Raw genomic sequence first — 21091 nt, 5'->3', positions numbered from 1 at the left:
TCCCGAAAGTAATATAAATATTACCTTTTATAGGATGAATTAGGGTGAATTGGAATTTGGCTGTATACAAACAAATAAATGGATATTATGATGAAGGAAGTAAAGGGAATAGGAGTATATGGATATGAGAAAGAAGAAAATAATTAAGTACATTTTAGTTGTTATAATGATCTTCGCCGTGTATGCGGGGTTTTTACAATATAACATCTATAAGCATGGGCATATGAATGCCACCTACGATGCGGATTATATAATTGTACTAGGATCGAAAGTAAATGGAACAAAACCTTCTTATTCATTGCAATATCGTATTGATAAAGCAGCTGAGTATTTAAAATCACATGAGAAAACAATCGCTATCGTATCTGGAGGCCAAGGAAAAGGTGAAGATATTACAGAAGCATTAGCGATGAAACAAGGATTAATGAAACAAAATATTGCAGAAGACCGCATTATAATGGAAAATCGTTCGACGAGCACAGATGAAAATATTAAATTTTCAAAATCTCTTATCCCTGAACATATGAAAAAAGGGATGATTGTAACGAACGATTTTCATATGTTCCGAGCAAAAAAGATTGCAGAAAAACAAGGATTGACATTAGAAGGTCTTCCGGCGAAAACACCGAAGCCAATTATTGTTCAATCGAACGTTCGAGAATATTTAGCGATTACGCAATATTGGTTTATGAATCGAATATAGTGAAAGTGATCCGGCCTGAAATTCCAGGCCGGATTTATTTTGAGGGAAATCTTACAAATATGTCATGTTTATGAAAGGTAAAGCGATAGTTTCTGGAATGGTTTCCTGACATAATGAAGGTAACAAAAAACATTAGAGGTGAATCGTATGAAAGGGAATAATATATTATCTTCACTTTGTTACTTTAGTATCTTTTTTGCACCATTTTTACTGCCAATTATCGTGTACTTCGTTGCGGAAGATGAAGTGAAATATCATGCAAAAAAAGCATTTTGGTCACATATCTTCCCATATGCAATTTTATTTGGAGGATTAGCACTATCAGGAGTATACGGTTTAAGTTTCAATCAGTCTGAGAGCGTTGGAATTGGGATGGTTATAACGTATGCAGTGTTTATCCTTGTAGGGATTTACTACTTCATTTGGAATATCGTTAAAGGTATTAAGGTGTTGAAAGCAGCTTAACAAGCATTGCATAACAGCATATAAATTCGTCGTTATTTGCCAAAACGTCGATATAATTTCATATACCGTATTAATAAACATTAAAAAAGAGCAATTCGAAAAGAATTGCTCTTTTTGTGCTTATAAGTTGTGAATAATGAAAAAGATATGGTAATTTTTCATTATGAAGAGAAAAAAGGAGTGATTTTCATGAATGAGATGATACATAAAATGGAGCAACACGTTTCAGTTCGTAAATATAAAGAAGAACCAATTTCAAAAGAGATAGTAGAAAGAATGGTGCAAGCTGCACAGCATGCGGCTTCCTCACATTTTGTACAGGCTTATTCTGTTATATATGTAACAGATCAGGACCTAAAGGCTAAACTAGCAGAATTATCCGGGAATCGTCACGTGAAAGACTGCGCAGCATTCTTTGTTTGTTGTGCAGACTTAAAGCGACTTGAAATGGCATGTGAAAAACATGGAACAGAGATTAAACATGAGGGAGTAGAGGACTTTATTGTAGCAACAGTAGATGCCTCATTATTTGCACAAAACTTAGCACTTGCAGCTGAATCATTAGGATACGGCATTTGTTATATTGGCGGAATTCGTAATAACCCGAAAGAAGTGAGTGAATTGCTTCATTTACCGGATAAAGTATATCCGGTATTCGGAATGACAGTTGGCGTACCAGATGAAGATCATGGAGTTAAGCCACGTTTACCGGTAGCGGCCATTCTTCATGAAAATGGATACGATGAAAAGAAATATGATGAATTATTAAACGAATATGATGAAACGATGAATGCGTATTACAAAGAAAGATCGTCAAATCAAAAAAACGTAACATGGACGGAATCAATGAGCACATTTATGTCAAAAGAGAAGAGAATGCATATGAAAGAGTTTTTAAGTGAGAAAGGATTAAATAAAAAATAAGTAAAAAGACAAACCTGAGATGTAGGTTTGTCTTTTTTTGGAAGGGGAAATGTGTTTTGTTTGTTATCATATACTTAGAAATAAAAATTAATAAATTTTTACAAAAGTGATAGAAAATGAGAATGAAATGCCAATAGTAAGTAAAAGCAGCTGCTAAAGGGGAACTGAGGAAGGATGATGTTTATGATTTTCAATTCTGAAGAGGATTTAATTATAGCTATGAAAAAACGCGATCAAGATGCTTTGAAAGAAGTGATTGATCAATATGGAAAATTAGTTTTATACATTATTCATAAATCATTAAGTACCCCTATTGAGAAACAATATGTGGATGATTGTTATAACGATGTATTTACTGTCATCTGGTTTAATATCGACCAATTTGATATAGAAAAGGGAAACTTAAAATCTTGGATGATTTTCTTTAGTGTATTTGTAATAGCGATGGGTAGCCTTCTAGCTTTACCATATTTAATATAAAAATAAAAAGCGGCATAATAGCCGCTTTTTATCGTTTAATTAGTATTAAAAGGATCTTGTAGTTTTCAAATGATCTACTTATGAAAGAATTACTAGTGGATTAGTACTTGTAAACTGAAAATAAAGTTATTTTATTTTTGGAGTGAAATACTGCACCGTACTTAAAAATACAACAATAATTTCATTTAAACCAAGCTGTTATTGCGCAATCTAAAGCATTTTCTATAACGAATTCAAACTTTCAATAAGAAGATAACCCCCCGTACAACTTAAAAGGATGTACGTAAATATTTTAAAAATCCGTTGATTAAGCCATTTGAAAATAATTTGTCCTATAAACAAACCTAAAAATACAATTGGCATTGCATAAAAACTTGATTCCCAAATTGTTTTGTTAGTGCCAGTAAAGAGTATTTGAGTCATCAGACTAATGAAATATATAAACAGATAAAAAGCTAAAGTAGTTGCTCTTAACTTCTCTTTTTTTGTATCAGTTCCTGTAAAATAAAGTAACAGGGGAGGACCTGGCATACCGATACTTGTCGTTAAAAGACCAGATAATCCACCCACTAAGAAATCTCTAGATTTTGTTGATTTAATCTTAAAGTTGCATATTAGCATCAACGTTAATAGTAAGAGCAGGATGCTAATTGCTAATTTAAATGTGTTGATGTTAATGGAAATGAAAATTAAAATACCAAAAGGAACACCAACTATACTTCCGAAAATTAATCTTTTCAGTAGAATAAAATCAATGTCCATTCTTATTTTCCAAATGAGTGATATGGAAATAATTAATGATAAAATGATATTTATTTGTATAGCTTCTTGTGGTAGAAATAACATGAGTAAAAAAGGTGTTGCCATAATAGAAAAGCCAAAACCGGTACTTGTTTGTAAAATAGAAGCTACTAATATAATACATATGAAAATGAATATAATCTCCAAAATAGCCCCCCTACATAATCAGATCCAATAAATATTTTAACATAAAGTGAAATTTTAATCAGTGGGGGTTTTATGCAGTCCGCCTCCCACCTATCGCTAGACTATCGTTTTTCACACGCTTGAGGAAGGAGACTTCTTTCGGATAATACGTTAAAATATTTTTCTCGTGAAGGCGTCATTACCCGGATTGCTAATAAACAGGAAAGGAAAAGAATGAGTAATGAACTACTGATTACAGTAATTTGAACGGAAAGAAATTGTGCGGATGCTCCAATTGCTAAAATGAAAAAGATTTGGATGAAATTTTTTATTGAATCAAACACGCTATCGATACGTCCTATCATATGTACAGGGATGTTATTTTGATAAAATGTTATAAAGCCAGTACCAGCAAATGATGAAGAAATTCCAAGTAAAATGAAGCCACTTGCTGCGACTATAAATGAATTTGAAAAGGCGAAAATCACATAGCCTATTGCTGTAAAAACCATACCTAAGCCGATACAATGTTGAATCGGTAATCGTTTTGCAAAGAGAGAGACAAGAAATGAACCGCAAACGTAAGCTGCTCCGGTTATACTAACAAGCATGCTATATTCTACATCTGATAAAAACAGTACTTGTCTTGTAAATACAACTTCTTGTGAATCAAGTGCCATAGAGACAAGCATCGTAGCTTGAAATAAAACGAATACGAGAATAATATAAGTTTCAGTTCGTGCGAATGAAAAGACTTGTTTCCAATCACTTCGTAACGTTTGTACGAAAGTATTTGCAACCTCTTCGTTTTGCTTAGTTTGTAATGTGATATTTGGCAAGAAGTAAATGAGAATGGTAGAAAGTAGAAATGAAATTGAGTTGCAGTAAATAACAAAGGCTGCCGAGTATGTAGTGAGAAGTATTCCAGCAAGAGCTGGACCGATAATAAAAGCCCCATTTGTACATAGGCTATTCCAGGCATTAAATTGGGTACGCTCTTCAGCTGGTATGAGCATTGTTTTATAAGTGAATGAAGCTGGATCGAAAAATGATGTAGCAATGCGAGTCAAAAAGATAAAAATATAAATTGCCCAAATAGAATCAAATAGTGGAATACAGCCAATGAGAGCGGCTCGAATAATATCTGTGATGAGCATAATTGACCGTTTGTTTAATCGATCTACTATACTACCAGACCATATTTTTGTAACAACGGTGGCAATTGGACCCACAATCCATAATCCTGCTACAGCAGCGGGAGAGTTTGTGCTATTTAACACCATTAAGTTTAGAGCTATGAGGTACATAAAATCCCCTAAACGAGAAATGCCTGTCCCCGACAATAATAATAGTTTATTTTTCATGGGCATATGGACCTTTCTTTCATTGTTTTTTTATACGGCAGGAAATAGCGTATTCTTCTTCTGAGGCTGATTGACGAGCGGTTTTGCTTTCCCAGCGTAATAATACTTGTGAAATTTCCCAAGTGAGTTGTTGTAATTCCTCTGGAGTTAAAAATAAATGAGAGACAATATGGCTCCCTGTATTTGTTCCTTCCGTGCCCGCTTCTTCAATATAGAAATGAGCAGACTTTGCTTTGTAATATTTTTCTATAATTCCCCGTTTTTCCTTTGTCTCTACTAATTCAAGTAAGCCTCCGTCATATAAAATTTGAATGTGATAGTGAACGCTACCAGCCGATTTATTTAGTTTAGTAGCTACTTGTTTTGCAGTGAGTGAATCATCCTTTAAAAGGTGAAGAATTTGAATACGAGTTGCGTTGGAAATTAGCTTTTGTTGTTCAGCTGAAATGGTAAGTCGATCGTCAAACATTATGTTAACTCCTTTCTTATAATCTGAATTTATTGTACATTCTAAAAAATTAGAACGTAAGAGAAATAAATCGCCTTTTTCCTGTAAATTTCGACAAAAGTAAAAATAGCATGTACATAAACATGCTATTAAGTGATAGTAGATTCTTCACTAAGCTCACCGCGATAAAACAAGAAAAGCCATATAAAACTAACAAAAATACAACATATAGCTAACACGCTACCAATGACTTGCGGAGAAAGGGTTTCTAAAAGCCATCCTGTAATGAACATAGATAACTGTATAAGTGAACCATAAATAGAGTAATGAAAAGAGAAAACTTTACCAAGCATATTCTCGTGCGTATAAGTTTGGAGCAGTGTTGTATCTAGTGGAACGATGATTCCTCCTGCTATACGCATACAGAGTAATGTAATGATACCGATAATAAGTTGATCGGATAGAATGAATCCGAGAAAGAAAATTCCTTGTAGTAAATAGGCCCAACCAAATGCTCTTTTCATCTTGTCTTCATTTTTAGATATATATAGGTTAACGAGAAGGCTACCAATCATAAGTCCAGCCCCTTGAACCGTATATAAAATTCCAATGTTAGTGTGGAAAATTCTTTCGGCATAGATTGTTAAGAGTAGCTGATAAGCACCTCCAATAATTCCCCATGAAATTCCGACAAGAATTAATGTTAAAATAATTTTTCTTTGTAATATGTATGTATAACCATCTTTTATATCAGTAAAAAATGCTTTTTTCGTGCTAAAAGTGTCACGAGAAGGAATCTTTATTTTATAAATAATATAGGCTGAAATAAAGTATGATAGGCTATTAATAAAAAAGGCAATCTCGATACTTAAAGATTGTGCAATGAGCCCACCTAAAGAGGCTCCCATAATAGACATAAAACCATTGATTGTACTAGAAAGAGAGTTAGCGGTTACTAAATGCTTTTGATGTACGATATTTTTTAGAGTTGATTGCTTAGCAGGCTCGAATAAGCAAGAGAGTACCGATAAACATATATTAGAAATGAAAATAATTTCAATCTTATAGAATGCTAATAAATAAGTGAGGACGATAATTCCTCGTAAAATATCGGTAAAAATCATAATTTTCTTTTTCGAAAAACGGTCTACAATTCCGCCTATGAATGGGCTGAGAAGGAGTTGAGGTAATCCTTTGCTCATAAAGGTGAGTGCTATCATAAATGGAGATTCTGTTACGCTATAGATGAATGTCAATAAAGCTACAGTATGAAACCAATCTCCAAGTACGCTTAACGTTTGACCATAAAATAGTTTTTTGAAGTGTGTATTTGTTCTAAGAAGTGTGGAATAAGAAACTGATTGCACTGACATAAAAATTAATTCCTATCTATTGGCGATGTTTGTACATGCTTTTTCCATTCACTTAAATACATTTTCTCCGCTTTAGGTAGTCCAACAGGTAATTGTGCAATGAATTCTAAACTATTTCCATCAGGATCGTTAAAATATACGGAGGCGTGTGCTAATTCTGGAAAAACGATTGGCTCAATTGGCTCCATTCCAAAGTCTTTTCGCACTGGAATTCCTTTCTGTTTGAGCCAGTGTATTGCGTTTTCTAAATCGTGTAAGCTTACTTGGAAAGCGATATGTCGTAAGGATGGATGATAATTGACTTTGTATTCTTTTCCTTCCCAAAGACCAATCCAACTTTCATTTTCTACAATCCAAAAGAAGGCGATATCTTTGTCTCGTTTATATAATTTTAACCCCAGTGATTCATAAAAAGGTATCGAAATTTCTAAATTACAGACAGGTAAATGTGCTTCATAAAGACCTTTAATCATTATAATCCTCCTTAGTAAGAATGTTTCTTATTTTATATTAAACGATGTTTTGTTTATTGAAATCGCAAATAAGAGGGACATAAATTCATACGAAAGTATGAAAAAACAGCTCAAATATGAGCTGTTTTCGTATAGTTTTTAGTTAACATATTTTATTCATTTAGAGTTTAGCGAAAAGGATACGTATTATATTTAAAACCCTCCGCCGCCACCCCAACAGCTACATCCGATAATGATTAGAAGGATGAATAGTACGATGAGTAAAGCAAATCCACCGCCGAAACCAGCGCAACTACCACCAAAGCTCATGTTTTTTCCTCCTTTTTAGGAAATTAATCTATATAACCAATGGATTACTTTATAAGATATGTTTTTATTTGGAAAAGGAGCAAGTCTTACTTCTAATTAGACAAGAGCCTGTGAGCTGATTTAGATATGATATTTACTTATTTTCATAGCGCTTTTTTGAAAATGGTAAAACAATATGGAAGTGTATACTAGGTGAATGTATTATAAATGAAAGGGGTATGTAACTTACAATTACATTAAAATTTCTTTTCATAAATATAAAATTTGTAAAAAAAACCATTTTTTTATTTTTTTATGATTGAAAATGTACTATAATTTTACAAGTAATATTATGGGAAAAGGGAGTTTTAGTATAGAGATGGAGATGGGACAATTACACAATAAAATAGAACACAAAAAGAAAGAGTTAATTCAACTTGTTGCTAGGCATGGATTAGATCATAATAAAGTTTTGTTATTTAGTCGAGATTTAGATATACTAATTAATAAGTTTATGAATATAAAAGACAAAGTATATAAGTGACTAATCTTTATTTTTTTATATTAGGATTATTTATTTGTAAAGGGGAAAACAGTTATGGAACACTTACAAGAAGAGTTGTATAAGCAAATAAAAGAAGAAAAAGGTGTAGTTACTATATTTTTAAAGAGCGGAGTAAGAATAGTAGGGGAAGTAGTTGGAGTAGATAGATTTACAGTATTAATATTAGTAGATGGAAAACAACAACTTATTTATAAGCAGGCAATATCAACAATTATGAAATAAGACACTCAAAATGAGTGTCTTATTTCATAATTAAATGGTTACTTTTTGCATGCTTCAACGTCAATGCCGGCAGCGAGTAATTTTTTTTCTCCGTCTTGTTCAATGATTTTTTGTAATTTAGATAAGAAAGAGTCAAAATCTGTATGTTTACCAACTTGGAAAGTCATTTTATGCTCAATTGGTAACCAAGTATCAATATCAGCTTCGTTATGTTGAATTTTCACTTCAAGTTTATCAAGTGCGTTAGCAACTTTTGCTTCATACGTTTCTTTCGCTTCGAACTCCATCCATAAATCGTATAATTCTTCACCAAGAGAACCTTCTAGTGTACGTTTAATATTCAAAATAGCCTTTTGCTCATTTTTTTGTTTTTGTAATTGTAATTCACGGCTATTCATCGTATCAAAGGCAGGAATATCACCAGCTTCTGCTTCGACAAGGTCATGAATAATAACCATTTTAAGTAATTTTTCTATATTTACTTTTTGATCCAAATAAGGCTCAACTAAGATAGCCATTAGGGACATACGCCACGTATGTTCAGCAACACTTTCTTGACGTCCGTTAGAAAGCCAACTATGTCGCATTTCATATTTTAGTTTTTCTGCTAATGCAATGACTTGTAAAATGTTATGTTCCATCGTGATCCTCCTCATATTTCCATACTATAATTCTAATATGGAAATGAAATGTGTCAATTTAATGAGTATATTGCGATAAATAGATGATACGCGTATAATGATTGTTATATGTGAAAACGTATTATTAAAATAAAAAAATGTTTTACGAAAACGAAAAAGGAAGGGCAGGAATATGGGAGACGAAAATCAAGGATTAGCTAGACCGCAAAGGAAAAAAAGGAAGTTTGATATTTCTAGCCCCTTTGGCATTGTAGTAGGTTTCGTTATTTTAATTGCAGCGATTATGCTTGGCGGTGGTGGAATAAAAGCTTTTAAAAATTTCTTAGATGTTTCATCTATTTTGATCGTTATAGGGGGAACAACAGCGACAATTATTGTGGCATATAGATTTGGAGAAATAAAAAAATATACGAAAAGTATTTTTACTGTTTTACATAGAAGAGAGGAAAATCTAGAACAGTTAACGGATTTGTTCGTTGATTTTTCAAAGAAGTCTAAAAAACATGGTTTACTCTCGTTAGAAGTTGATGGAGAGCAAGTGGACAATCCTTTTATTCAAAAGGGGATTCGTTTAATGTTAAGTGGATATGATGAAGCAGAATTAAAAGAAGTATTAATGAGAGATGTTGAAACAGAAGTATATGAGTTAAGAAAAGGAGCAACATTATTAGATAAGATTGGTGATTTCGCTCCAGCGTGGGGTATGATAGGAACTTTAATTGGTCTTATTATTATGCTTCAAAACTTGCAAGATACATCGCAAATTGGTACAGGGATGGCAGTTGCTATGTTGACGACATTGTATGGATCTGTTATTGCAAACATGATTGCAATACCGTTATCTGAAAAAGTGTATCGTGGCATTGAAGATTTGTATACAGAGAAGAAGTTTATAATAGAAGCAATCACAGAGCTTTACCGAGGACAAATTCCTTCTAAGTTAAAGTTAAAGCTTGATACATACGTATATGAAACGAAGATAAAAAAAGAAAAACGAGCAGCCTAATATTTCAAGGAGTGGTATGGTGATGATAAAACGACCGCAAAAAGGATCGCCTCGTTGGATGACGACTTTTACTGATTTAACGATGTTATTGCTAACTTTCTTTGTATTACTAGTTGCGACTTCAAAACAAGATACAGTAAAATTATCGAAGATGCTTGAAAAGTTTAGTGATGCAGAGCAAGTAGATGCGAAAGTAATGGAAGGTACAATACCAGATATTTCACATGAAAAAAATGATGAAAAAGCAGTTTCAAAAAAACGAATGGATGAATTGTATAAAAAGTTAAAAGCATATGTAGATAATAATGGTGTTAGTCAAGTGAATGTATATCGTGAAGATACAGGTGTGAGCATCGTTATAGTGGATAACTTAATATTCGATACAGGTGATGCGAATGTTAAACCGGAAGCAAAAGAAGTAATTAGTCAATTAGTAGGGTTCTTTCAATCGGTACCAAACCCAATTGTTGTAGAAGGACATACAGATAGTAGACCGATTCATAATGAAAAATTTCCTTCCAACTGGGAATTATCTTCAGCACGAGCAGCTAATATGATTCACCACTTAATTGAAGTGTATAATGTAGATGATAAAAGGTTAGCAGCGGTAGGATATGCGGACACAAAACCAGTAGCATCAAATGATTCACCGCAAAATTGGGAGAAAAACCGGCGCGTTGTAATATATATTAAAGAATAATATATTTCTATTTTATTAATAAAATAATAAAAATAAAGAAATTCTTTTAAAAAAATATTAAATTTTCTCGTTTTATTTTGTATAATGAGTGAGAATGATAAGGTGAAATATTAAGATATATTTATACATAGAGGGAGAGAACCAAAAAGAATGGCACATAAAATTTTAGTTGTAGACGATGCGATGTTTATGCGAACAATGATTAAAAACTTATTAAAAAGTAATTCAGAATTTGAAGTTATCGGTGAAGCAGAGAATGGGGTAGAAGCGATTCAAAAGTATAAAGAACTTCAACCTGATATTGTAACACTAGATATTACTATGCCAGAAATGGACGGACTTGAAGCATTAAAAGAAATTATGAAAATTGATTCGAGTGCAAAGGTTGTTATTTGTTCTGCAATGGGACAACAAGGTATGGTGTTAGATGCAATTAAAGGCGGGGCAAAAGACTTTATTGTAAAGCCATTCCAAGCCGATCGTGTTATCGAGGCTTTAACAAAAGTAGCAAATAGCTAATATAGAAGGGGTGCCACAAAGAATCAAATCAATGATAGTAGATAGATATGTGGCCCCCTTTTTTCTCGTTATAAAACACTAAATTGTTATACATAAATGAAATGTTTGTTAGACAGGTAGGGGATTAAAATGCAAACAGATCTATTAAATATATTTTTTGAAGAAGCAGAAGAACATTTACAGTCGCTAAATGAAAATGTGCTAAATTTAGAACAGAATCCTGCCGATATGGGTGTTGTAGGGGAAATATTCCGCTCAGCTCATACGTTTAAAGGTATGTCTGCGAGTATGGAATTTACAGAAATGGCGGATTTAACGCATAAGATGGAAAATGTTTTAGACGAAATCCGTCATGGAAATATGATGGTGAATGCTAATATTATTGATGTTATTTTTGAGTGCATTGATAATTTAGAAAAGATGGTTGCAGATGTGCAGCAGGGCGGAATGGGTAATATTGATGTTGTATCTACAAAGCATAAATTAGAAGCGTTATTAAACGGGAATGTAGAAGCTTCTATGGAACAAGTAGAGCAAAGTAGTATAAACAATGATGATACAGTTTCACATGAAGTATATATAACCGTTGAACAACAAGCCATTTTAAAAGCAGTACGTGCCATTATGTGTATTGAAGCATTACAAAATGTAGGGGATATACAAAAAACGGTTCCAAGCATTGAAGAAATCGAAGCGGATGCTTTTGGATTTGAGTTTACAGTATATATGGAGACCGATCGTAGTGTTGAAGAATTGAAACAGGTGGTGCTTCACGTTTCTGAAATTGAGAAAGTAGAAGTGAAGCAAGGAAATATAGCTGAGGAAGGAATCGTACAATCTATTGCAGCAACTCAGCTGGATCCATCTCTAGAGGCACGAACTACAACAGCTAGTACTATACCGGCTAAAAGTACTACAAAAACGAAAAATGCTAAAGTAGAGAATCGTTCTATTCGTGTTCAGTTAGAAAAAATCGAAAGATTAATGAATATGTTTGAAGAAAGTGTAATTGAGCGTGGACGAATTGATGAATTAGCAGAAACGATTCAAAATAAAGAGTTAATCGAGCATTTAAATCGATTAGGGGATATTTCAAAAGATATCCAAAATGTATTGTTAAATATGCGTATGGTACCGATTGAAACGGTCTTCAATCGTTTTCCACGTATGGTACGTATGTTAGCGAAAGATTTAGGTAAAAAAATCGATTTACAAATTAAAGGTGAAGATACTGAAGTTGATAAAATTGTTATTGATGAAATTGGTGATCCACTCGTTCATTTAATTCGTAATGCAATTGATCATGGTATTGAAACTGTCGAAAACCGACGTGATGCCGGGAAAAATGAGACAGGTACTATTAAATTAGAGGCGTTTCATAGTGGAAATCATGTCGTAATTCAAATTACTGATGATGGAAATGGTATTCATAAAGGAAAAGTATTAGAAAAAGCGATAAAAAATGGTGTTGTAACGGAATCAGAGGCAAATAAATTAACGGATCGTGAAGTGTTTGATCTTATTTTCCAACCAGGATTTAGTACAGCGGAAGTTGTATCTGACCTTTCTGGACGTGGAGTTGGATTAGATGTTGTTAAACATACGATTCATAGTTTAGGTGGGCATTTAATTATTGATTCTGAAGAAGGAAAAGGAAGTACATTCAGAATTGAACTTCCTTTAACATTGTCTATTATTCAATCAATGCTTGTTCAAACAAGTGATAAGCGTTATGCGTTGCCTCTTGGCAATATTGTTGAAGCCATTCGAATTAAGAAAGAAGACATACAATCGTTACAAGGAAAAGACGTTTTAAACTATCGCAATCAAATTATTGAAGTGAAACATTTAAGTACTGTATTTGGTGAAAAAACAGTAGATGAGGCGTTCGCATCATATGATAGTCAAATGGTTCCTGTGTTAATTGTTCGTAATACACATCGTAGCTATGGACTTATCGTAAACACAATTATCGGTCAAAGAGAAATAGTCTTAAAGTCATTAGGTGATTTCTTTGCAGAGAGCTCTAACTATTTCTCTGGTGCGACAATTCTCGGTGATGGACGAGTGGTCCTCATTTTAAACCCAGAAGGTTTATAATAGGAATGAAGGAAGCTCCCCACTTGTATACAATTGGGGAGCTTTTTGGGTAGAACTAATAATATAAGTATATGAAAACCGTCGTTTACACATATTGTGGAAATAAATACATGTTCACAATTTGGATGATAAGTTTGGTAAAATATAACGAGTGTAATAAAGAGTTTAAATCATTTGATAGAAAAACAAAAATGAGGAGGCAGGAAAAATGCCTGAGCAACACACAAAAGGGGATACTGGCACAATTGTGCTAGAAAAAGAAAATGAAAATGAACATTTAACGCCTCAAGAATGCGATATTCTTGGTGAGATTGCTAATATATCATTTGGTTCAGCTTCGACTGTATTATCAACAATTTTAAATAGGCAAGTAAGTATTACTGCTCCTCAAGTAGAATTGGTAGATTTATATGATACAAGTGATGTTGAAATTCCACATGTTATATTAAATATCCATTTCACAAAAGGATTAGATATGGAAAATCTTCTTGTTTTAAAGCAAGATGTTGCTTTATCTATTGCTGATTTAATGATGATGGGAACAGGTGAAGTTGAAGAGGGAAAAGAGCTTGGTGAATTAGAGCTAAGTGCAGTACAAGAAGCTATGAATCAAATGATGGGATTCGCAGCAACATCTATGTCAGAATTCTTCCAAGATACGGTAGACATGTCTCCGCCAACAATTAAAGTTGTGCAACTTACAGAAGAGATGGAGAAGATTTCTGGTATTAATGGGAATAATATGGTTGTTAAAGTATCGTTTGAATTAAAAATAGATAATCTTGTGAATTCTCAGCTTGTACAGGTTGTTTCAGTTGAACATGCGAAGCGAATGATAAATAAATTGTTACAATTATCTGGTGATGTGGAAGAAGGAATAGATGAGCAGGCGGAAGTGCAGGAAACTGAGCTTGTAGAAGAGCATGTGGAAAAAGAACAGTTAACACAAGAAGAGAAAGATGTACTTGGTGAAATTGCGAATATTTCAATTGGTTCGGCTTCAACAGTACTATCGACGCTTTTAAATCAGCCTGTCACTATTAGTACACCAAATGTAGAGGCGATTAATGTTCGTCATTATGAAGGAGTACCGGTTCCGTTTGTTATTTTAAATGTCGATTTTGTTGAAGGACTAAAGAATGAGAATGTATTCGTATTTACGAAAGATGTTGCTTTAACAATGGTAGATTTAATGATGATGGGAACGGGTGAAATTGATCCGGAGAAAGAGCTAAGTGAATTAGAGTTAAGTGGCATTAAAGAAATTATGAACCAAATGATGGGGCATGCTGCAACAGCAATGTCAGAAATGTTTAAAGAAAAAATGGATATGACACCACCAGACGTTAAATTTGTTTCTTTAAAAGAAGAAATGGAATATTTGGGAGAGTCGATGGCAGTTGACGAACTCGTTCAAATTACTTTTAATCTTGAAATTGGTGATCTCCTTCAATCAAAGATGTATCAAATACTACCGATATCAGAAGCGAAAGAAATGGTTAGACGACTTCTATATCCGATGGTGGAAGAGCAAGAAGAAATAGTTGAGGAAGTTGTTGAAGAGGAAGAAATTCCTGCACCAGTCGTACAGCCAATTGAATATAAAGAAGTCAAGCAAGTTGAGCCAGTATATATGGATGCATCTATTCTAAAAAATGTAGAAATGAATGTTAAATTTGTATTTGGAAGTACAGTGAGAACAATTCAAGATATTTTAAGTCTACAAGAAAATGAAGCGGTCGTACTTGATGAAGATATTGATGAACCGATTCAAATTTATGTGAACGATGTATTAGTGGCGTATGGAGAACTTGTAAATGTAGATGGATTTTTCGGAGTAAAAGTGACGAAATCGCTATAAGACGTCAAAATAGGAGTTTGAACAAATAGATGAAAAACGTAAAGTTTTTTCTAGTTAGTTGGCTATTCTTACATATATGTATATTTTTCCCACTGGAAGGTCAGGCAGAAGAAAAAAGTGTGCAAGATCAAAATATAAGCGAAGTAAATGACCAAGAGGGAAAAAATAAAGAAGTTCAGGAACAGCCGGAACAAGTGGAAATGCCCTCAATTGAAGATGAAAAAAAAGCAGTAGAAAATGAGCAAGGGAAAGAACAAAAAGAAGAAAGAACGATAGAAACAGACCGAGGGGTTATTACAGTTAATAAGCAGGAGCTAAAGATTGGCGAAGAAGTGTGGATTGCTGTAGAACCAAATGAGAAAAACATTCAAAGTGTAAAAGGCATATTACAATTACAAAAAAATGGTGAGCAGTACAGACAAGAGAGAATAATATCTTTTGAGTATGAAGAAGAAACGAAGCGATGGATCGCTAATTATAAGGCCGGAATATATGATTTACAAGGTGAGTGGAACCTTAGGCTCGTTGAAAGCTATAAAGAAGATGAGAAGGAAGAAGTAATAGAGAATGAATTAAATGTCCCGCTCATTCGTATAAACAATGAAGCACCAACTATAGATAAAGAATTGCCGAAGTTAGAGAAGGTTACTATTGATGAGGCAAAAGGGAACTTGATTGAACGGAAAAAGGGAGAATCCGTTCATATACGAGTACAAACGGTAGATATAGAATCGGTTGTTAAAGAAGTGCGCGTTATATTAAAAGGAAAAGAAGAAGGTAACGATATTACTTTTTTATTAGACTATAATAAACACGACATGGATTGGCAGAAAATATTTGAAATAACAGAATCTTTACCTGTTGGGCCACATCAACTTATTGTGGAAGTAACAGATGGGGCAGGTAACAAACTTGTGACAGAGAGTGAATATATCGTTTCTATTATCGAACAAAAAGTGAAAGATGATGAAAAGATAGAAGAGCAAGAGAATCAAAATGAAGTAGAAGATAAGAAAAAAATTGAGAAGCAGGAAGATCCGAAAATAGAGATTCCGCTTCCAGAAGAAAAACTTCCAGTTGTTCAAATTCCAAAGCAAGAAGAGAAAGTAAACTATTTTATAAAAGAGCCGTTGAAAGAGAAAGAGGAAATCAACTACGTTATAAAAGAGCCAGCGACAGACAATAAGGAAGTAAATAATGTGAAGGCTCATAAAGAGAAAAAAAGCAAAAATGACAATCAAGTCGTTTCTAAAAAGAAAGAGAAAAAAGAAGAACAAGAGAAAAAAGAAGAAGAAAGTGAACAGGGAGTACAAGCCTCTAATGTGTTTGCTATTATGTCAGGATTATTTGTACTGTTTTTAGTTTTAAAGAGTAATAAAGAGTGGGGCTAATAATTTGATAGTAGTGGAGGCGCTTAAATGGAAATTAAACGTACTACAATTGAAAATAAGACGCTACACCCATTAAAACAGCCTGCAGCTATTTCAGAACATGAAATTCAAAAAGAACGAAAACGGAGTAACCTTGTGTTTACCGGGCAGTCCCAAATCATCTCGAAAAATAATGAAATAGGGATTCTACTTGCGAGTTTAGGTGATGGAAAGATTGTAAAAGAAATGCTTTCTAAGGAAATGGATACCGTGTTGCAGTTGTTTTCAAAGCTACATATGTTGTCTGAGGAAGAAAAGCAATCGGGAAAAATATATGAACAAATTGTTAGAAGTTTGCAGGGGCTTATTAAACAAGCGCATATAAAGGGAGTTCCGTTATTAGACGGAACGTATGATTTCGCTGAAGTGCAGCTTTCGTTTGGGAGAAAAGTGCATATTCCGTTACTTGATGTAAGTGCGCTCATTTCTAGAGTGGAACAAGATACATCAGAAGGAAATACGAATTTAATGATAACAGTTATTACAGCTTACATGACAAAATTGTCTAACGAAACAATTTTAATTAGCGGTACGGATCGTATTTCTAAAGAACGTGATGTGAGTGTGTGGAGAGCACTTGCAGAAATGAATATGACGCAATTATCGCATGCGTTGAAACATACGATTCAAGAGCATAAATGGTCTGTTACAGCTCTATTTCTCTTTATATGGGTTATAGGTATCATATTGATTCGTATTATATAATGAAAAAAGGTCGTCATTTCAATTATGACGACCTTTTTCTATATTTTTTCGTAGAAGAATGTATCAAAACGCTGAAGGTTGTAGCGTTCGGGTGTTAAAATTTGTTCTGTGCTACCAACGAATAGTACGCCGCCTTTTCGTAAAGAACGACTAAACTTTTCATAGAGCTTTATTCTTGCTTCTTCTGTAAAGTAAATCATTACATTTCGACAAATGATTAAATCGTAGTTCGTATCAAATGTCTGCATTAATAAATCATGTTGTTTAAATGTAACTTGCTGTTTAATATTTTGATGCAATATATATGTATCATCTTCTTTTGTGAAATGACGTTGTTTTAAATCATTAGGTAATTCTTTCAAAGAGCGTTCTGTATATTGACCACGTTTTGCAGTTTCTAAAACATGAAAATCAAGATCCGTTGCTTGAATGTCATAACGAAACGGAACTAGATGCTTCGATAATATTAAAGAAAGTGTATATGGTTCTTCACCGGCAGCGCAAGCAGCACTCCAAATTTTTAATTTACCGTTATTTTGTTCAAGTAGCTTTGGTAGAGCTTTCGTCTCTAACGTTTGCCAGCGCTCTTTATTTCTGAAAAACTCTGATACGTTAATTGTAATATAGTCAATAAAACTTAAAAATAACGTTTGATCGGTGCGTAAATTATTTAAAAAATTTGTGTAATTTTCAAAACCTTTTCTCGAAATGAAAGCGTCGATTCTTCGGCGCATTCTATCTTGCTTATAGGAAGCGATATCCATATTAAAGTGCTGTTTAAAACTTACGACAAATTGATTATAATCTTGTTCAGTTATCATATTTACAATAGGCACAATAACGATATTGTGCCTCCCCCTTTACATCATACGAATTTTTTGTTCAAAGCTTTTTTTCATCTGCTTTTCATGTAAGCCTGGTAAATCATAAATAACAGCATCAATTCCTGCTTCTTTTGCAATGTCAACGGGAATGACAGACGTATGTTTATCTCCGTTATAAAAACAGAGAACTAAATCGGTATCTTCGATAATTTGCTTTACAAAAAACATATAATCTGATCGATAAATGGAGTCGGAAGGATGATCAAAAGCAATATACTCTGCTCCGTGTTTTTTTAAATAATCAACGACTTCTTGAAATTCGTCTGTTAATACATGTAACGGTTGCAGTGTGTAAAGGCATAAATTTTGAGCGAGCCTTTCATTTTCAATGAAAAAACGAAGAACTTCATTTTCAATAGATTTATAACATAATATGTAAATTTTATGTTTGTGAGCATAGTCAATTAAAAATTTTTTTATTTCTTCCTGATCTAATGCTGTTAATTGATTTGAACCACAAAGAAAAATATTCATAGATTTGTGCCACCTCATGCTAAATTGTAACATATCTTCTATAAAAAATAACTGCAAAATATCATTGTACAGAGTATAATTATAAATAACTGGATTTTACGATTAAGTTTGGAAGGAAATAAAAAAATAAATAGGTGATATATATGCTGCGTTCTATCTCGCACAATCCAATTTTATCGCATATACCGCCTGCTACTCAAATGCCGAAAGAAGCAAATGTCAGGACAGGACTTGCTTTTTCGGATAATTTGCATGCAGATCCGAAAAAAGATAAATTGTTAGAACAAATGGAAGCACTTGTTGATAACATTGGAGAAATTAAAGAGAAAATCGAATTAGAGTTAACGCTCGATAATGTTATGGAATATAAAAATACTGTGAAATCATTTTTGAATTTTTACGTTGATAATGTATTGCAGTATAAAGATGTTATGTCTCGTCATCCGCGTTACGGATATTCGCAGAAAATGACGATTGTAAAACAAGCTGAAATGGGATTAACTGAGTTAGAAGATGTTATGAATTTAATTAATACGAAAACAGGGCATTTAGAAATGTTAAATCAAATTGGAGAAATTCATGGTTTGATTGTAAATTTAGTCTTGTAAAAGGAAGGAAGCTATATGTACATACAATTATATGAAAAGCTCGTTATTATTCAAAAGGCATATGAAAATATTCAAACGCTTGGCGAACAAATATATGAGAATTTAAAACATAAAAATGTAAATGCAGTTCAAAAGCTACAAGTAGAGCAATTGCAATACATAGAAGGTGTAAAAGGATTATCTCGCTCTTTTGAGGAAATGGTTGTTCAGCTTTGTAAGGAAAAGAAAATCGAACCTTTGCGTATGCGTTCACTATTTTTGTATTTTTCTCAGGAAGAAATTGAAAAAATGGAAGAATTACAAAAAAACTTAAGTGGATTAGAAGGAAATGTAAAAATGATTCTTTTGAAAAATCAATATTACTTAAACGTACTATTAAAAACTACAGAAAGTATTGTGGATTCCGTTTCTGAATACAATTTGGAGAAAAACAATAATTCGCAAATCTTTATGAATGAACTATTGTAAAGGAGAAGTGAAGCATTATGAGATTATCTGATTATAATACGCCGTTATCTGGTATGCTAGCGGCCCAAATGGGATTACAAACGACAAAACAAAACTTATCTAACATTCATACGCCGGGTTATGTTCGTCAAATGGTAAATTACGGATCTGTTGGAGCAAGTAACGGTCATACGCCTGAACAGAGAATCGGTTATGGTGTACAAACATTAGGAGTTGACCGTATTACAGATGAAGTGAAAACGAAGCAATTTAATGATCAGTTGTCACAGTTCTCTTACTACGCATATATGAATTCTACTTTATCACGAGTAGAGTCTATGGTAGGAACTACAGGAAAGAATTCATTATCTAGTTTAATGGATGGATTCTTCAATGCTTTTCGTGAAGTTGCAAAAAATCCAGAACAACCAAACTACTACGATACATTAGTTTCTGAAACTGGGAAGTTCACAAGTCAGATAAATCGTCTTGCGAAAAACTTAGATACAGCAGAAGCACAGACGACAGAAGATATTGAAGCACATGTGAATGAATTTAATCGTCTTGGTGCTAGTTTAGCAGAGGCGAATAAAAAAATTGGACAAGCAGGGACACAAGTACCTAATCAACTATTAGACGAACGTGATCGCATCGTTACAGAGATGTCTAAGTATGCCAATATTGAAGTATCTTATGAATCTATGAATCCTAATATCGCGAGTGTTAGAATGAATGGTGTTTTAACAGTAAATGGACAAGATACATATCCACTTCAATTAAATAAAGAAAAAGAACCAATGTCTGTTGCGATTTATGGATCGGATATTCCTTTAAATGGTGGAGCAATTCAATCAGCGATAGATACGAAAGCGAAGATTGCTAGTTATAAGAAAAACCTTGAAGAACTAATGAGTTCTGTAAAAGGTCAAGTGAATACAGTGATGGGAAAAGATTTCTTCGTTGGAGATCATGCGAAAGATATTCAGTTAAACCCTGAATTCGCAAAAGATGTTTCGAAAATGAAAATCTCTGCTGAAACAGCAAATAAACTAGCAGGAATTACAGATGGAGATTATAAAGAAGGTCTTTCTTATAAACAAGCATTAGACCAATTTATAGTTGGTGTAGCTTCTGATAAAAGTGCAGTGAATGCTTATCAAAACATTCATAAAGATTTATTAGAAGGTATTCAGGAAGAAAAGATGAGTATAGAAGGCGTTAATATGGAAGAGGAAATGGTTAATTTAATGGCTTTCCAAAAATATTTTGTCGCAAACTCTAAAGCTATTACGACGATGAATGAAGTGTTTGATAGTTTGTTTTCGATTATTAGATAAAACGTAATAAAAAAGAAAAAGCTTTTTTTATGCTGGAAGAGAGGATCTGGCATAGTGTGGAAGCGGATAGAGCCTTTTAGTGGACCAAGCCGTGTAAGACCAGAGATATGAAATGATTGGATGGTAGGGAAGAAAATAGCCGTACAA

Annotated in this window: 24 protein-coding genes and 1 pseudogene; 16 read left to right on the top strand and 9 right to left on the bottom strand. The window is 33.3% G+C overall.

Translation table 11 applies throughout. From position 1 onward, the window contains the following. Positions 1-124: 124 nt before the first annotated feature. The 4 genes and pseudogenes from QCI75_RS18830 to QCI75_RS18815 form a co-directional block, all read left to right on the top strand. On the top strand, positions 125-703 hold the full coding sequence (locus QCI75_RS18830; RefSeq protein WP_144507690.1) for a YdcF family protein: 579 nt from the start codon (positions 125-127) through the stop codon (positions 701-703). Between the two features lie 147 nt (positions 704-850). Next, complete coding sequence (locus QCI75_RS18825) at positions 851-1168, top strand: magnetosome magnetite crystal formation protein family (protein ID WP_002158508.1); 318 nt, start codon at positions 851-853, stop codon at positions 1166-1168. A 189-nt stretch (positions 1169-1357) separates the two neighbouring features. Then, positions 1358-2092 carry an oxygen-insensitive NADPH nitroreductase gene (gene nfsA / locus QCI75_RS18820; protein WP_144507692.1) on the top strand — a complete coding sequence of 245 codons (735 nt, stop codon included), beginning with the start codon at positions 1358-1360 and terminating at the stop codon, positions 2090-2092. 177 nt (positions 2093-2269) lie between these two features. Then, positions 2270-2512: pseudogene (locus QCI75_RS18815) on the top strand (RNA polymerase subunit sigma-70); the annotation flags it as partial. A 282-nt stretch (positions 2513-2794) separates the two neighbouring features. Here QCI75_RS18815 and QCI75_RS18810 read toward each other — a convergent pair. From QCI75_RS18810 to QCI75_RS18785, 6 genes are all read right to left on the bottom strand, one after another. Next, the gene (locus QCI75_RS18810) at positions 2795-3520 is read right to left on the bottom strand and encodes a sulfite exporter TauE/SafE family protein (protein WP_144507694.1); all 726 of its coding nucleotides are present in this window, start codon (positions 3518-3520) and stop codon (positions 2795-2797) included. A 101-nt stretch (positions 3521-3621) separates the two neighbouring features. Further along, a complete protein-coding gene (locus QCI75_RS18805; protein ID WP_353761014.1) occupies positions 3622-4863 on the bottom strand; it encodes an MFS transporter in 1242 nt (413 codons plus the stop codon). A gap of 19 nt (positions 4864-4882) precedes the next feature. After that, positions 4883-5332, bottom strand: a complete 450-nt coding sequence (locus QCI75_RS18800; RefSeq protein ID WP_144507698.1) for an ArsR/SmtB family transcription factor — start codon at positions 5330-5332, stop codon at positions 4883-4885. A 128-nt stretch (positions 5333-5460) separates the two neighbouring features. Next, positions 5461-6684 carry an MFS transporter gene (locus tag QCI75_RS18795; RefSeq protein WP_353761013.1) on the bottom strand — a complete coding sequence of 408 codons (1224 nt, stop codon included), beginning with the start codon at positions 6682-6684 and terminating at the stop codon, positions 5461-5463. Between the two features lie 5 nt (positions 6685-6689). Continuing rightward, complete coding sequence (locus QCI75_RS18790; protein ID WP_144507702.1) at positions 6690-7157, bottom strand: VOC family protein; 468 nt, start codon at positions 7155-7157, stop codon at positions 6690-6692. Positions 7158-7349: 192 nt separating this feature from the next. After that, complete coding sequence (locus QCI75_RS18785; protein ID WP_000007805.1) at positions 7350-7466, bottom strand: YjcZ family sporulation protein; 117 nt, start codon at positions 7464-7466, stop codon at positions 7350-7352. 304 nt (positions 7467-7770) lie between these two features. On the opposite strand from QCI75_RS18785, the gene QCI75_RS18780 reads away from it, so the two are divergent. Continuing rightward, a complete protein-coding gene (locus QCI75_RS18780) occupies positions 7771-7989 on the top strand; it encodes an aspartyl-phosphate phosphatase Spo0E family protein (protein ID WP_002086516.1) in 219 nt (72 codons plus the stop codon). A gap of 54 nt (positions 7990-8043) precedes the next feature. Next, entirely contained in the window at positions 8044-8232 is a 189-nt protein-coding gene (gene hfq, locus QCI75_RS18775; protein ID WP_144509013.1) for an RNA chaperone Hfq, read from the top strand. Positions 8233-8270: 38 nt separating this feature from the next. Here the strand turns inward: hfq and QCI75_RS18770 are convergent, their stop codons facing one another. After that, positions 8271-8873: an HD domain-containing protein gene (locus tag QCI75_RS18770; RefSeq protein ID WP_144509012.1), complete on the bottom strand. Its 603-nt coding sequence runs from the start codon at positions 8871-8873 to the stop codon at positions 8271-8273. A gap of 172 nt (positions 8874-9045) precedes the next feature. Between QCI75_RS18770 and QCI75_RS18765 the strand changes: the two genes are divergently transcribed. From QCI75_RS18765 to QCI75_RS18735, 7 genes are all read left to right on the top strand, one after another. Then, entirely contained in the window at positions 9046-9879 is an 834-nt protein-coding gene (locus tag QCI75_RS18765) for a flagellar motor protein MotP (RefSeq protein ID WP_144509011.1), read from the top strand. A gap of 22 nt (positions 9880-9901) precedes the next feature. After that, positions 9902-10579 carry an OmpA family protein gene (locus QCI75_RS18760; protein ID WP_002012067.1) on the top strand — a complete coding sequence of 226 codons (678 nt, stop codon included), beginning with the start codon at positions 9902-9904 and terminating at the stop codon, positions 10577-10579. Positions 10580-10729: 150 nt separating this feature from the next. Then, the gene (locus QCI75_RS18755) at positions 10730-11098 is read left to right on the top strand and encodes a response regulator (RefSeq protein ID WP_000940577.1); all 369 of its coding nucleotides are present in this window, start codon (positions 10730-10732) and stop codon (positions 11096-11098) included. A gap of 129 nt (positions 11099-11227) precedes the next feature. Next, complete coding sequence (locus QCI75_RS18750; RefSeq protein WP_353761012.1) at positions 11228-13198, top strand: chemotaxis protein CheW; 1971 nt, start codon at positions 11228-11230, stop codon at positions 13196-13198. A gap of 208 nt (positions 13199-13406) precedes the next feature. Continuing rightward, positions 13407-15059: a flagellar motor switch protein gene (locus QCI75_RS18745; protein WP_353761011.1), complete on the top strand. Its 1653-nt coding sequence runs from the start codon at positions 13407-13409 to the stop codon at positions 15057-15059. A 29-nt stretch (positions 15060-15088) separates the two neighbouring features. Next, complete coding sequence (locus tag QCI75_RS18740) at positions 15089-16450, top strand: transglycosylase (RefSeq protein WP_353761010.1); 1362 nt, start codon at positions 15089-15091, stop codon at positions 16448-16450. Positions 16451-16477: 27 nt separating this feature from the next. Further along, the gene (locus tag QCI75_RS18735; protein WP_353761009.1) at positions 16478-17194 is read left to right on the top strand and encodes a hypothetical protein; all 717 of its coding nucleotides are present in this window, start codon (positions 16478-16480) and stop codon (positions 17192-17194) included. Positions 17195-17232: 38 nt separating this feature from the next. Here the strand turns inward: QCI75_RS18735 and QCI75_RS18730 are convergent, their stop codons facing one another. Continuing rightward, complete coding sequence (locus tag QCI75_RS18730; RefSeq protein ID WP_144508538.1) at positions 17233-18015, bottom strand: CheR family methyltransferase; 783 nt, start codon at positions 18013-18015, stop codon at positions 17233-17235. Positions 18016-18054: 39 nt separating this feature from the next. Next, complete coding sequence (locus QCI75_RS18725; protein WP_088292838.1) at positions 18055-18552, bottom strand: flagellar motor switch protein FliG; 498 nt, start codon at positions 18550-18552, stop codon at positions 18055-18057. A gap of 143 nt (positions 18553-18695) precedes the next feature. Between QCI75_RS18725 and QCI75_RS18720 the strand changes: the two genes are divergently transcribed. From QCI75_RS18720 to flgK, 3 genes are read left to right on the top strand one after another with little or no spacing between them, the layout of a single operon-like run. Continuing rightward, the gene (locus tag QCI75_RS18720) at positions 18696-19160 is read left to right on the top strand and encodes a YaaR family protein (RefSeq protein WP_002086502.1); all 465 of its coding nucleotides are present in this window, start codon (positions 18696-18698) and stop codon (positions 19158-19160) included. Positions 19161-19175: 15 nt separating this feature from the next. Continuing rightward, entirely contained in the window at positions 19176-19628 is a 453-nt protein-coding gene (locus QCI75_RS18715) for a hypothetical protein (protein ID WP_353761008.1), read from the top strand. A gap of 17 nt (positions 19629-19645) precedes the next feature. Continuing rightward, the gene (gene flgK / locus QCI75_RS18710; RefSeq protein ID WP_144508533.1) at positions 19646-20944 is read left to right on the top strand and encodes a flagellar hook-associated protein FlgK; all 1299 of its coding nucleotides are present in this window, start codon (positions 19646-19648) and stop codon (positions 20942-20944) included. The last annotated feature ends 147 nt before the right edge of the window (positions 20945-21091 follow it).

The sequence above is a fragment of the Bacillus cereus group sp. RP43 genome, from assembly GCF_040459645.1.
Classification (GTDB): domain Bacteria; phylum Bacillota; class Bacilli; order Bacillales; family Bacillaceae_G; genus Bacillus_A; species Bacillus_A mycoides_C.
This window is presented reverse-complemented; position numbering and strand designations above follow the sequence as displayed.

Coding starts and splice junctions, on each gene's coding strand:
- QCI75_RS18805 (WP_353761014.1), bottom strand. CDS start 4,863: ATGAAAAATAAACTATTATTATTGTCGGGGACAGGCATTTCTCGTTTA.
- flgK (WP_144508533.1), top strand. CDS start 19,646: ATGAGATTATCTGATTATAATACGCCGTTATCTGGTATGCTAGCGGCC.
- QCI75_RS18745 (WP_353761011.1), top strand. CDS start 13,407: ATGCCTGAGCAACACACAAAAGGGGATACTGGCACAATTGTGCTAGAA.
- QCI75_RS18730 (WP_144508538.1), bottom strand. CDS start 18,015: ATGATAACTGAACAAGATTATAATCAATTTGTCGTAAGTTTTAAACAG.
- QCI75_RS18790 (WP_144507702.1), bottom strand. CDS start 7,157: ATGATTAAAGGTCTTTATGAAGCACATTTACCTGTCTGTAATTTAGAA.
- QCI75_RS18765 (WP_144509011.1), top strand. CDS start 9,046: ATGGGAGACGAAAATCAAGGATTAGCTAGACCGCAAAGGAAAAAAAGG.
- QCI75_RS18750 (WP_353761012.1), top strand. CDS start 11,228: ATGCAAACAGATCTATTAAATATATTTTTTGAAGAAGCAGAAGAACAT.
- QCI75_RS18720 (WP_002086502.1), top strand. CDS start 18,696: ATGCTGCGTTCTATCTCGCACAATCCAATTTTATCGCATATACCGCCT.
- nfsA (WP_144507692.1), top strand. CDS start 1,358: ATGAATGAGATGATACATAAAATGGAGCAACACGTTTCAGTTCGTAAA.
- QCI75_RS18760 (WP_002012067.1), top strand. CDS start 9,902: ATGATAAAACGACCGCAAAAAGGATCGCCTCGTTGGATGACGACTTTT.
- QCI75_RS18795 (WP_353761013.1), bottom strand. CDS start 6,684: ATGTCAGTGCAATCAGTTTCTTATTCCACACTTCTTAGAACAAATACA.
- QCI75_RS18800 (WP_144507698.1), bottom strand. CDS start 5,332: ATGTTTGACGATCGACTTACCATTTCAGCTGAACAACAAAAGCTAATT.
- QCI75_RS18780 (WP_002086516.1), top strand. CDS start 7,771: ATGTACTATAATTTTACAAGTAATATTATGGGAAAAGGGAGTTTTAGT.
- QCI75_RS18725 (WP_088292838.1), bottom strand. CDS start 18,552: ATGAATATTTTTCTTTGTGGTTCAAATCAATTAACAGCATTAGATCAG.
- QCI75_RS18825 (WP_002158508.1), top strand. CDS start 851: ATGAAAGGGAATAATATATTATCTTCACTTTGTTACTTTAGTATCTTT.
- QCI75_RS18740 (WP_353761010.1), top strand. CDS start 15,089: ATGAAAAACGTAAAGTTTTTTCTAGTTAGTTGGCTATTCTTACATATA.
- QCI75_RS18715 (WP_353761008.1), top strand. CDS start 19,176: ATGTACATACAATTATATGAAAAGCTCGTTATTATTCAAAAGGCATAT.
- QCI75_RS18735 (WP_353761009.1), top strand. CDS start 16,478: ATGGAAATTAAACGTACTACAATTGAAAATAAGACGCTACACCCATTA.
- hfq (WP_144509013.1), top strand. CDS start 8,044: ATGGAACACTTACAAGAAGAGTTGTATAAGCAAATAAAAGAAGAAAAA.
- QCI75_RS18770 (WP_144509012.1), bottom strand. CDS start 8,873: ATGGAACATAACATTTTACAAGTCATTGCATTAGCAGAAAAACTAAAA.
- QCI75_RS18830 (WP_144507690.1), top strand. CDS start 125: ATGAGAAAGAAGAAAATAATTAAGTACATTTTAGTTGTTATAATGATC.
- QCI75_RS18755 (WP_000940577.1), top strand. CDS start 10,730: ATGGCACATAAAATTTTAGTTGTAGACGATGCGATGTTTATGCGAACA.
- QCI75_RS18785 (WP_000007805.1), bottom strand. CDS start 7,466: ATGAGCTTTGGTGGTAGTTGCGCTGGTTTCGGCGGTGGATTTGCTTTA.